The 10,520-nt window shown below is 67.1% G+C and carries 12 protein-coding genes; 6 read left to right on the forward strand and 6 right to left on the reverse strand.

All coding sequences use genetic code 11. From position 1 onward, the window contains the following. The coding region (locus tag QZV94_RS18860; RefSeq protein WP_293680354.1) for a S46 family peptidase at positions 1-1,320 on the forward strand (1,320 nt) is incomplete at its 5' end. On the opposite strand, the gene QZV94_RS18865 is transcribed toward QZV94_RS18860, so the two are convergent. Beyond that, positions 1,317-2,141: a PEPxxWA-CTERM sorting domain-containing protein gene (locus QZV94_RS18865; RefSeq protein ID WP_293680357.1), complete on the reverse strand. Its 825-nt coding sequence runs from the start codon at positions 2,139-2,141 to the stop codon at positions 1,317-1,319. The genes QZV94_RS18860 and QZV94_RS18865 overlap by 4 nt on opposite strands. Before the next feature lie 74 nt (positions 2,142-2,215). Continuing rightward, on the reverse strand, positions 2,216-2,950 hold the full coding sequence (locus tag QZV94_RS18870) for a PEPxxWA-CTERM sorting domain-containing protein (protein ID WP_293680360.1): 735 nt from the start codon (positions 2,948-2,950) through the stop codon (positions 2,216-2,218). Positions 2,951-3,379: 429 nt separating this feature from the next. Here QZV94_RS18870 and QZV94_RS18875 point away from each other — a divergent pair, with 429 nt between their 5' ends. Next, the gene (locus tag QZV94_RS18875) at positions 3,380-3,787 is read left to right on the forward strand and encodes a hypothetical protein (RefSeq protein WP_293680363.1); all 408 of its coding nucleotides are present in this window, start codon (positions 3,380-3,382) and stop codon (positions 3,785-3,787) included. A 48-nt stretch (positions 3,788-3,835) separates the two neighbouring features. Here the strand turns inward: QZV94_RS18875 and QZV94_RS18880 are convergent, their stop codons facing one another. The 3 genes from QZV94_RS18880 to QZV94_RS18890 all read right to left on the reverse strand — a co-directional run bounded on the left by QZV94_RS18880 (position 3,836) and on the right by QZV94_RS18890 (position 6,312). Beyond that, positions 3,836-4,633, reverse strand: coding sequence for a transglutaminase family protein (locus QZV94_RS18880; protein WP_293680366.1), 798 nt, complete (start codon positions 4,631-4,633; stop codon positions 3,836-3,838). A gap of 8 nt (positions 4,634-4,641) precedes the next feature. Then, positions 4,642-5,574 carry an iron-containing redox enzyme family protein gene (locus QZV94_RS18885; RefSeq protein WP_293680369.1) on the reverse strand — a complete coding sequence of 311 codons (933 nt, stop codon included), beginning with the start codon at positions 5,572-5,574 and terminating at the stop codon, positions 4,642-4,644. Between the two features lie 177 nt (positions 5,575-5,751). After that, a complete protein-coding gene (locus QZV94_RS18890; protein ID WP_293680372.1) occupies positions 5,752-6,312 on the reverse strand; it encodes an HNH endonuclease in 561 nt (186 codons plus the stop codon). 557 nt (positions 6,313-6,869) lie between these two features. Between QZV94_RS18890 and QZV94_RS18895 the strand changes: the two genes are divergently transcribed. From QZV94_RS18895 to QZV94_RS18905, 3 genes are read left to right on the forward strand one after another with little or no spacing between them, the layout of a single operon-like run. Then, complete coding sequence (locus QZV94_RS18895) at positions 6,870-7,262, forward strand: hypothetical protein (RefSeq protein ID WP_293680375.1); 393 nt, start codon at positions 6,870-6,872, stop codon at positions 7,260-7,262. A gap of 4 nt (positions 7,263-7,266) precedes the next feature. Further along, on the forward strand, positions 7,267-8,082 hold the full coding sequence (locus QZV94_RS18900; RefSeq protein ID WP_293680377.1) for an alpha/beta hydrolase: 816 nt from the start codon (positions 7,267-7,269) through the stop codon (positions 8,080-8,082). A 25-nt stretch (positions 8,083-8,107) separates the two neighbouring features. Next, positions 8,108-8,446, forward strand: coding sequence for a DUF4286 family protein (locus tag QZV94_RS18905; protein ID WP_293680379.1), 339 nt, complete (start codon positions 8,108-8,110; stop codon positions 8,444-8,446). On the opposite strand, the gene QZV94_RS18910 is transcribed toward QZV94_RS18905, so the two are convergent. Beyond that, positions 8,443-9,717: a cytochrome P450 gene (locus tag QZV94_RS18910; protein ID WP_293680382.1), complete on the reverse strand. Its 1,275-nt coding sequence runs from the start codon at positions 9,715-9,717 to the stop codon at positions 8,443-8,445. The two genes, QZV94_RS18905 and QZV94_RS18910, sit on opposite strands and share 4 nt — an antisense overlap. A 129-nt stretch (positions 9,718-9,846) precedes the next feature. Here QZV94_RS18910 and QZV94_RS18915 point away from each other — a divergent pair, with 129 nt between their 5' ends. Next, positions 9,847-10,509, forward strand: a complete 663-nt coding sequence (locus QZV94_RS18915) for a TetR/AcrR family transcriptional regulator (RefSeq protein WP_293680384.1) — start codon at positions 9,847-9,849, stop codon at positions 10,507-10,509. The last annotated feature ends 11 nt before the right edge of the window (positions 10,510-10,520 follow it).

The following is a 10,520-nucleotide window of genomic DNA, read 5'->3' on the forward strand; positions in this document are numbered from 1 at the left end:
ACCGACGTACGGCTGGTCTTCGCGCCGGAACAACAGATTGCTTTTTTTGGCGGCGATCCGGACAACTTCACTTATCCGCGGTATGACCTGGATATGGCGCTGTTCCGCGTGTACGAAGACAATCGGCCGGTGGAAAGCAAGAACTACCTGCAGTGGAATCCCCAGGGCGCCGCGGATGGCGAGCTGGTATTCGTTGTAGGTCATCCTGGCAGCACGCAGCGCCTGAACACCCTCGCGGAGCTGGAGAGTGAGCGGGACACCGGACTCCCCACCATTCTGAAGATCCTGCGCAACCGCATTGAGACTCTGAAGAAATATTCGGCCACCGGCGCGGAACCGGCGCGCCAATCGGCCTCGGTGATCTTCGGCTTGGAAAATTCGTTCAAAGCTCTGGAAGGCCGCCTCAAAGGCTTGCTCGACAAGCGTGTGATGGACGCCAAGCGCGCCGATGAGGAGCGCTTCCGGGCGCGCGTCATGAATGATGCAAGCTGGAAAGCCGCCTACGGAGGCGCGTGGGATCAGATCGCGTCCGCCGAGCGCCTGCTGAACACCCGCAACAAGGAGCGTTCCTTCCGCGGCTTGTACTCGCAACTTGCAAACCTGGCCCAGACCATCGTGCAGTACGGGGTGGAAGTGAAGAAACCGGATGGCGAGCGCCTGCCCGGCTACCACGAAGCGCAGTTGGAATCGATGCGCATGCAACTGTTTTCTCCCGCCCCAATCTACCCGGAAATGGAGATCGCCCGCATCGCCGGGGCTCTGGAACTGGACGTGGCGGAATCCGGCGCTGAGGATCCTTTTATCAAGATCGTTCTGAATGGCAGAACGCCGCGCCAGGCGGCCGAAGCGCTGGTGCGTGGCTCCAAACTTGCCGATCCAGCGGCGCGCCGCCAGCTGATTGAGGGTGGGGAAGCGGCCGTTGCCGCTTCCCCCGATACCATGATCGTACTGGCGCGGCAGCTCGATCCCATGCGGCGTGAGTTGATCAAGTGGACCGAAGACAAAGTGCAAGCCGTGAAAGAACGTGCAGGCGAACAGCTTGGAAAAGCGCGCTTCGCCGCGTTCGGCAAGTCCACTTATCCGGACGCGACGTTCACGCTACGTCTGTCGTACGGACAAGTGAAGGGTTACCCGATGAATGGAACTGCCGCGGCGCCCAAGACCACCCTCTACGGTCTGTATGACCGCGCCGCGAGTTTCGACTACAAAGAGCCCTTCCAACTACCGGCCCGTTACGTGGAGCGGCGCGCGGCGCTGGAGATCCGCGGCATGGCCGAGGCGCCCGCCGGCGGCGCCGGCGGCATCCACGTCTTCCGCTAGGCGCGCGCCCTGGCGAACGCCAGGCGCGGCCGGCTCCGGCGCAGAGTGGCTCCCATCAGCCCGAACCCGACGATCAGCAGGCCCCAGGTCCCCGGCTCAGGCACGGCGGCGAAGCCGAAGCTCTGATGGGCGGAGAGGGTCCCGTACTTGCCGGTTTCGGTAAGGAAGGTGATGTCCGTGCCGACAGGGCCGTAGCCCGTCAGGCTGCTGGCGTAGTTCGCCCCCGTGTAGGTCGCGATGTAGCCGTCCAGGGCCACGTTGCCGCTGACCACGGTGTAGCCGGGATTGATCACCTGCCAGATCGCGCCTTGCAGACCGGCCAGCCGGTTGAGCGTGTCGGCGCTGCTGGGACCGTTGGCGTAAAGCAGGCTGCCATAGTTCACCAGCTGGCCGACCTGGGCGATCTGCGGCTGGGTCAGAAGCGTCGCTCCGGTGAACGGTGCGGCGTTGCTCAGGTACTCGGAGTTGGTCGTCAGTTCGTAGGTGTCGTCGTACTTCAGGTTCAGGGGGCCGAGACTGATGTTGTGGAAGATGTCCAGGCAGAAGCCGATCATGTCGAACGGACCGCTGAGCGCGCCGGTCTGCGGCGTGGCCCCCGTTCCCTCGTAGGCCGTGAACTTCACGGGGGCGATGTAGGCATACTCGTGGAAGCCGCCGGGCCCGTAGATGTGCGCGGTCCGCGAGGTGTCCATGCTGGCGGACTGGAAGAAGTAGGCTGTCGCCTGACCCGGGTTGGCCGCGGCCAGGCCGCAGGCAAACGCTGCCGCCGGCAAGGCGGACTTCAGGAAGGCGGTAGCTCGGACTGCTTGAAAACGGGACACGACGGCGCTCCTGACGGGACTTTGACCGTCAGGACGCAGCTATCGTGCCAGCGCCCGCGGAGCGCTCGACGTTGTCAGATGCGGACGCGAGCCGTGCGGCGACTCTGGCGGCGCAGCATGGCCCCCGCCACTCCGAAGCCACCGATCATCAGCGCCCAGGCGCGAGGCTCGGGCACGGCCGCGGCGATCGCGAAGGACTGTGCGCCGCTCGCATTCGGGTAGCCGGGCGGCGTGAGCAGGGTAAAGTTCGTGGCAATGGCGCCGTAGGTGTTGGCGGCTCCGAAGTCGCCCGCCTTGAAGGCGTCCACGAGGTTGCCATAGCTGGCGTCGCCGCTCTTGAAGACGTTCACCCCCGCGGCGATCTCCCAGATCGCGCCCTGGGTCGCCGAAAGCACCCGCTGCTTGTTCGTTGCCGACGCATCCAGGGCGACCAGGGTGCCGAAATTGACCAGGCGGCCGATGTCGCTCAACTGCGTCGTCGTGAGCAGAGGATGGAGCGCGCCAACGCCGCCCGGATTGGAATCGTAGGTCAGCGGGATGTTGTCGTAGTAGGTCAGGCCCGAAGGGCTCAGCGAGATATGGTGGTACAGGTCCACGCAGAACGCGACGAGGTCGGTGAAGGGCTGGCCATCGACCGTTCCGTTCCAGACCATCGGACCAGCGTAGACGGAACCGTAGTCCGGCGGGCCGGAAATGGAGACGACTTCGCGGAACGCCGCCGGAATCGTGCCGGAAACAACGTAGGTGGAAGCTTGGCTGGCCGCCGCGCCGAAGCTCAGCGTGAGCGCGACCACGGCTGGGGCAGTCACCTTGAGTACGAGACCTATCGGACTGCGCCCGCTGGCCTTAGAATTGAAGTCGAACACTTGCATACCCCCCACGGCGACGGTCCGTCCTCCGCGCCCTACTTAACCAGCGTTAGGTAATTCACGCGGCGGCGCAACAGGACTCGCCTCCGCCGGGAGCCCGGCGCCACCCGGAAGTGCGGCTCCCCCGGCTTGGGGGGGCGTTTCGGGGGAGCCGCGTTCCCTGCGCCGCCCGTGAGGCGGCGGTCGGGGTGCTCGCCGATGGCAAGGGGGAGGGACGCCTCCGGCTTCAGCCCCCAATAGATAGGAAGCAGATGCGGCGGTCCTAGGGCGGCGATATCGCGAAAGCGTGTTCGTTGGCGCCCGGACTGCGATATGTCGTAACATAATCGCCGCAATCGGCGTCGCCTATGCGAGCGCAGGAGACGACCGATGAACCGCAGTGGGCCGATAGCCGTGATGCTCGTCCTCGCCGCAGGGCGCGCGTTCGCTTCCGAGCCGCCGGCCGAGGCCCCCACCGCCACCGCGCCGACCGACGTCGCCGACCAGATTGCGGCGTACCTGCGGGATTCACCGGCCGCCTCGTTGCCCGCCGACGCACCCCGCACGACGAGCGAACAGCCTCTCGACCGCCGGCCTCATGGCGTATTCGAGGTCGGCGTCGGCAGCCACGGATATCGCAGCGTGTACCTGCAGACCGAAGTTCCGCTCGGCGAGAAGGGGCGGCTCAGCGTCGCTATCGGCGAGAGCCGCGGTCGCGCCCCCAGGATCGTGCACGGGGCGCCGGGGACCTACGGGCCCTACGACTTCGGTGTCCGGTCGCCGGCGCCCCCGCGCTGACCGCCAACGTGCGGCGCCGCGCGCGCCAGCATGCTCAGGTCAGGGGCATCAGGCGACGGCGGCCAGGCGCTCGCGCCGGTCCACCCGGAAGCTCTGCTCCAGGAGTTCGGCCTTGCCGAAGATGTGCATGAAGGCGATGTCGGCCGCGTCGCGGCCGGTCGCCACCCGCACCAGGCCTTCCACCGGCGCGAGACGCGTCGGGTCGGCGAGCCACCAGCGCCCGTCCAGATAGACCTCGACCACCGCGTGCATGTCCGGTGGGTCCAGCCGCCAAGCATAGGCGCTCACGGCGCGCGCCGGGATGTCCGCGGCGCGGCAGAGCGCGATCGCCAGGTGCGCGTAGTCGCGGCAGACCCCGGCGCCGTCGGCCAGGGTGTCCAGGGCTCCGCTGGCGCAGGTGCTGACCCCGGCTTCGTAGGTGAGGTTGCGTCCGACGAAATCCATGATCGCGCCGGCCTTCTCTCCACCCTCCAGGTGGCCAAACTCGCGCCGCACCAGACGCTCCAGCCGGTCCGACGGGCAGTAACGGCTGGGCCGCAGGTGTTCGAGCACGCTGGCCGGCAGATCGCGGACGCGGCCGGCCGGGCGGCCGGAGAAATCGTGGTCCACCGCCGCCAGCTCGACCTCGGCCGCATAGCCGATCTCGACATCGCCGGCGGCGTCGAACACGGCCCGCCGCTCGCCGCTCAGCGGGTCCTCGAACCGCGCCAGCCGACAGCCCGCCGGCGCCGTAAGCCGCTCATGGATCACGGTTTGCGTATCCGTGCTGGCGGGTTCCACCAGCAGCAGCACCTCGCAGGGCTCCTGGAAGCGGTAGAGCAACCTTGTCTCGATCGAGAACCGCATGTCGCCCACTATTCCGCTGCGTAGACCACCGGATGGGCGTGGGCCCAAAGGTGCGCGCGATAGGCTTCGAAACACTGCTCGCCGCAGACCAGGCGCATGATCGCGCCCTCTGCGATGAACCTTGCGCACGCCGGGTCCGCCTCGACCAGCGGGATCAGCGCCTCGGCGTTCCAGGCACGAGAATGTTCCACGTCGAGTTGGGCGTGCAGCACGAAGTACTTGCGCTGTTCCGGCGGACAGCCCAGCCGCTTGAGCCCCTCGGCCACCGCGGCCACGCGCGTCGGCGCGGTCAGTTCCACAACGCCCAGGGCCCCGATCGACTGGTAGGCATAGCGCCGCGTCGTGGCGAGCGCGGTCATGGTGTTGGCCAGGCACAGCGATTGCCAGAGCGTGCCCTCGATCGTGGGCGTCAGGCCGAGCCCGTCGATCGTGCGGTCCAGCATCGGGCCATGCATGCCACCCGCGTTGCCGCGGCCCATCTCGTCCCAGTAGTTGCGCGCCAACTCGAGCTTCGGCCGCGCCGGCAGCTTCACCTGGGTCATGGCGACCAAATCGTCGAAGCCAGCCTCCCCGGCCGCTTCCTGGGTCAGGAACCACTTCATCTGCTCGAGGCTGGCCTCGGCTTCGAGCCAGGCGAACAGTTGGTCCCACTGGCCTGGACCGCCATCCTTCAGCGCCTCGAACCACGCGATGAACGCCCGCGGATCGCTTGGGACTTCTGCGACCACCGGGGCCACATGCGCCCGGAAGGCTTCGACGAAGGCGCCCTCCAGCCGCAGCATTCGGAAGTCACTATTGAGGTGGGCGGTCCAGTCGGCGCTCGGGGTCTGGACCGCCAGGCGTCGGCGGTTCCAGCGGGCAAGGCCCTGGTGAAGAGCCTCGGCATCCGGAAACTCCGGTGTGAACGCGCCCAGGCCGGACAGTTTCAACGCAGCAAACATGACGTCTCCCTCGGGACGCGAGAGAGCGCGCAAACGCCGGCTGGGTTCCCACGCCTACGTCACAAGAGAGGGTGATGGATTCCGCGCCCGGCGCTGATCGTGGCCGGCCGCCTGCGCAAGACCGGCGGCGCGCCTTCACCACCGCCGCGCCTCATATTCTTCCGGACCCCGGCCGCGCTAGGCTTCCAGCTCGATGTCCCAGTAGAGGTAGTCGAGCCAGCTCTCGTGCAGGTGGTGCGGGGGGAACTTTCGGCCGCGGTCCTGGAGCTCGTAGGCCGAGGGCCGGCGGGGCTTTTGACGCGGATGCATGTGCGCCTCGTGAGGCGTGCGCCCGCCCTTCTGCAGGTTGCAGCGCGCGCAGGCGGTCACAATGTTCTCCCATGTCGTGCGGCCACCGCGCGAGCGCGGGATCACGTGGTCGAAGGTGAGTTCCTCGCCCTTTGCGCAGTACTGGCAACTGAAGCCATCGCGCAGGAACAGATTGAAGCGGGTGAACGCCGGCGGTCGATCCTGGGTCACGTAGTTCTTCAACGAGACCACGCTGGGCAGCTTCATCTCGAAGCGGGGCGAGCGGACCACCTGGTCGTAGGTGGAGACCACATCGACGCGGTCCAGGAACACGGCCTTGATCACGTCCTGCCAGGGCCAGAGCGACAGGGGGTAGTAGCTGAGCGGACGGAAATCGGCGTTGAGCACGAGGCAGGGCCAACCCGACGGCGCGCGGCTAGACACCTGCATCGCAGGGCTCCCCGGGGCTGGGGTCGGCGCGGGGCGGCGCGTCTATGGCGTTCGGCTTGAGACTGAAGACACAACCCTCAGCAGCGGAAATCGACAGGACTTGAGGAAACTATAGGCTGGATTCGGAGACAACTCTACGACGGCGGGCCTGGGAATCTTCCATTTGGCCTCGCCCGGCGTTTGCTGCGGGCGAGGCCTATGGGCGGGACATTCTAGGCGCCCAGGACAGCGGTGGCGCCGGCGACGGTCAGGGCCAGGCCCACCACCGCGAAGGACACGACCACGTCGAGCGCTCGATTGAGCAGGATCGACATCTGCAGTTCTCCATTTCATTCCGAGGCCGGCCGATCCGGCCCCGCAGTCCAATCTGGACAACGCTTAGATAACAGATATCTTAACGTTGTCCAGATCAGCGATTTTGCCGCATCGCCGGCGTTTTCGCAGAGCGATGCGGAGGGCCCGACCATCGAGTTGCAGGCAGACGCGCCGTGTCGGCTGTGCTTCGTTGGCCGGGAGGGGCGCACAGTCATCGCTCTTCTGGAGAGGGAGGACCGGTCATGCCGGAGCCAGGGTCATGGGCGCAGTCGATCGCCGCGGCGGCGAACGGGAACGCCGACTTCGCAGGCGCGTCGCGGTGGCTCGACACCAAGATCGTGCTGCGGTTCGGAGCGGCGGCCTACTGGTTCAAGCTGTATCGAGGGCGGATCATCGACGCCGAGCGCTACAACCCCGGCACGAACATGCTGGGCTACGACGTGGTGGTGGCGGGCGAGCCGGCGGCGTGGCGACGCGCCTTCGAGGGCGTCACGACCTTCGGCCGTGAACTCGGCACCGGCCAGATCGGCGGCGACGGCGACCGGGTGGAACTGGAGCGGTCCTACAAGGCCGTCCACGTCCTGGGCAGCCAGATCATCCCGCAGTGCGGCCTGCCGCCGGAAGTGAGGGTCTGAGGCCATGGACTTTGAACAGATCACCGGCGGCTACGTCGCCGTCGACGGGACCAAGATCTATTACGACCGGCTGGGCGAAGGGCCGCCGCTGGTCTGCATCCACACCGCCGGGTCGTGTTCGATGCAGTACCACGAGATCATGCCGCTGCTGGCCAGGGCCGGCTTCCGGGTGATCGCGCTCGACCTGCCGGGCCACGGCAAATCGCTGCCGGTGAACTGGCAGCCTTTCCGACGGATGCGCGACTATGGCGAGTTCGTCTGGCGGTTCATCGAGAAGGTCTGCGGCGACGAGAAGCCGGTCGTGCTGGGCTGCTCGATCGGCGGCAACATGGCCACGGACCTGGCGGCCTATCACTCCGACGGGCTGAAGGCCGCGATCGCCATGGCGGGCGGCGCCAAGGTGCCAGGCTTCCCGATCGCGGAGCGGGAGGAGCCGCATGCCAGCCCGGGATGGAGCTATTTCATGGAGGTGGGCTGCGTCGCCTCCAGCCACCATCCCATGCGTCCCGGCAAGGACGTGGAGTTGCAGTGGTTGCACCGGTTTGCGCCCCAGCAGGTGGCGATCGCCGATCTCCAGTGCTGGGCGGACCACGACGTGGTGGACAAGATGGCGGACGTAAGCTGCCCCTACCTCAACGTGCGAGGCGAGGCCGACTTCTTCGTCGACGACGCCATGGTGACGAACACCCTGAAGAACATCCCGCAGGGGCTGGGCGAGGCAGTGTTCCTGGAGGGGATCGGGCATTACCCGCACTTCGAGCAGCCCGAGCGCATCGCCGCCCTGGCGCTCGACTTCCTGAAGCGCCGCGGGATCTGCTGACATCATCCACTGAAGGAGGAATGCGATGGCGCGCTACCACATCATCGTCCTGAGCAAGCCAACCGTTGGGCGCGAAGACGAGTTCGACCGCTGGTACACCAACCAGCACATCCGGGACCTGGTGAAGGTTCCGGGCATCATCAGCGCGCGGCGCTTCAAGCTGGTGGAACGCCATACCCAGGGTGTGCCGCAACAGTATGTGGCCGAGTACGAGGTCGAGACCGACGACATCGACGCTACGATGGCCGCCGTGCAGCAGCGGCTCGGCACCGATGAGATGCCGATGACGGACGCCTTCGACATGGGGAGCGCGGCGTTCCTCGTCGCCGAGGCGATCACGGAGAAGCTCAGCGCGGCGTCCTAGGCGAGGACGTATCGGATCGGCAGCGTCTTGGGGCCGTTCACGAAGCTGGCGTGGGATAGCTTGGCGTCGCCGTCGATTTCCACCGACTGCAGGCGCGGCAGCAGCTCCTCCCAGAGAATGCGCATCTCCATCTTGGCCAGGTGCTGGCCCAGGCACAGGTGAGCGCCGTAGCCGAAGGCGAGGTGCTTGTTCGGGCTGCGATCGACGCGGAACTCGTCGGGGGCTTCGAACACCGCCTCGTCGCGGTTGGCGGACGGGTAGCAGAGCATGAACCAGTCACCCTGCTTGAACGCCTGTCCGGCGACCGTGACGTCCTGCGCGGCGCTGCGCATGAAGTGGCGGACGGGGGTGGTCCAGCGGATGGACTCGTCGACGAGGCCCGGGATGAGGGCGGGATTGGCCTTCACCTTCGCCAGTTCACCGGGCCGCTCGGCCAGGGCCCACATGGCGCCGGCCGTGGAGGACGAGGTGGTGTCGTGGCCCGCGGTCGCTATGATCACGTAGTACGAGATGGCGTCGAAGGCCGAGATCTGCTGGCCGTCGATCTGCGCATTGGCCACCAGGCTGGCCACGTCGTCGCGGGGGCGCGCCCGCCGATCCTCGATCAGTACGTTGAAGTAGTTGAAGAAGTCGGCGAAGACGGCCTGGAGAGCCAGCCCGCGGGCCTCGTCGGTCTGGTTCTCGCCGCCGCGCGCCAGGTCGGGGTCGGTGGCGCCGAAAAGCTCCTGGGTGAGTTGCAGCATGCGCGGCTCGTCCTCGGCCGGCACGCCCAGGATCTCCATGATCACTCGCAGCGGATAGTGCAGCGCCACCTCGTTGACGAAGTCGCAGCGCCCGCCGAGCGACTCCATGCGGGCCACCGACTCGCGGGCGATCTCGCGGATGCGTCCCTCGAGCTTGCGCAGGTTGGCCGGCATGAACCAGGCCTGGGTGAGGGTCCGGTACTTCATGTGGTCGGGCTCATCCATCTGGACGAGGGTGTAGAGCAGAGGTCGGCCGGCCGCCTTCGCCTCACGCGTCGCCACGACGCCCTCGCTCGTGGCCAGGGTGGAGGGCAAGTCGCCGTAGGGGAACAGGCGGTTGTCCTTGCTGATCTCCTGGATGTCGGCGTGCCGGGTGACGACATGGAACGGATCGAACCCCGGCAGCTCGGCGCGCGCGATGGGGTCGTGCTTTCGCAGCCAGGCATAGGCCGGATACAGGCGCGAAGGGTCGGCGTGGGCGGCGGGATCGACGATCGTCGCGACGCATTCGGCGCTGGTCAGGGTCATGGCCGCCTCTCGGTGCATTTCGTGGTCGGGGCGACGTCAGGCTATTGGTGTCGGCATCGCCCCGCCGGGACGGTAGACACCACTTACTAGTCGAGCAACTAATATCTCATGGATGCGAGAGACGGGGCGTTGAAGGCCGACTCTGCCGCCAGGCGGCGAAGCCAGCGGGACCGGCGCGAGCAGTCGGGCCGCGGGCTGGTCGAGGCCGTGGTGCAGATCGTCTCGGAACACGGGGTGGCGGCGGCGACCTTCGAGGCCATCGGCGGGCGGGCCGGCTACAGCCGAAGTCTCGTCACCCAGCGGTTCGGCTCCCGGCAGGGGCTGATCGACGCCGTCATCGAGCATGCATCGGCGAGCTTCGCGGATGTGGCCGTCGAGCGCCCGATGAAGGAGCTGTCGGGCCTGGAGGCGCTGCTGCTCAGCGTCGAGGTCTTCCTGACGCGGCTCGCCGACAGCCCGGAGTTGCGCACCTACTTCCTGATGCTGGCCGCCTCGGTAGCGGAACTGAGCGAACTGCGCGCAGTGTTCGCCGCGCAGCACGACCGGGTGAAGGGAAACTTGATGGCTCTGATCGCACTCGGTCAGGCGGACGGCAGCATCCGTTCCGAGGTCGACCCGGACGCCGCCGCCCTGATGATCGGCAGTTTGCAGCTGGGCGTCTCGATCCAGCTGCTGGTGGATCCGAAGACCGACGTGGGGCCGATCTTGCGGACGGCCCTCTCAACGATCCGCGGGAGTTTCGCCGCGCCTCCGGGCGTGGCCGCGGCCGCGGCGGGGCGCACCCGTGGCTGACCGTGCAAGAG

The sequence above is a fragment of the uncultured Phenylobacterium sp. genome (assembly GCF_902826855.1).
In the GTDB taxonomy this organism is placed as follows: Bacteria; Pseudomonadota; Alphaproteobacteria; order Caulobacterales; family Caulobacteraceae; genus Phenylobacterium.

What these genes read in the sequence shown, in the direction of transcription:
- QZV94_RS18875 (WP_293680363.1), top strand. Translation starts at nt 3,380, where the DNA reads ATGAACCGCAGTGGGCCGATAGCCGTGATGCTCGTCCTCGCCGCAGGG.
- QZV94_RS18880 (WP_293680366.1), bottom strand. Translation starts at nt 4,633, where the DNA reads ATGCGGTTCTCGATCGAGACAAGGTTGCTCTACCGCTTCCAGGAGCCC.
- QZV94_RS18885 (WP_293680369.1), bottom strand. Translation starts at nt 5,574, where the DNA reads ATGTTTGCTGCGTTGAAACTGTCCGGCCTGGGCGCGTTCACACCGGAG.
- QZV94_RS18890 (WP_293680372.1), bottom strand. Translation starts at nt 6,312, where the DNA reads ATGCAGGTGTCTAGCCGCGCGCCGTCGGGTTGGCCCTGCCTCGTGCTC.
- QZV94_RS18895 (WP_293680375.1), top strand. Translation starts at nt 6,870, where the DNA reads ATGCCGGAGCCAGGGTCATGGGCGCAGTCGATCGCCGCGGCGGCGAAC.
- QZV94_RS18900 (WP_293680377.1), top strand. Translation starts at nt 7,267, where the DNA reads ATGGACTTTGAACAGATCACCGGCGGCTACGTCGCCGTCGACGGGACC.
- QZV94_RS18905 (WP_293680379.1), top strand. Translation starts at nt 8,108, where the DNA reads ATGGCGCGCTACCACATCATCGTCCTGAGCAAGCCAACCGTTGGGCGC.
- QZV94_RS18910 (WP_293680382.1), bottom strand. Translation starts at nt 9,717, where the DNA reads ATGACCCTGACCAGCGCCGAATGCGTCGCGACGATCGTCGATCCCGCC.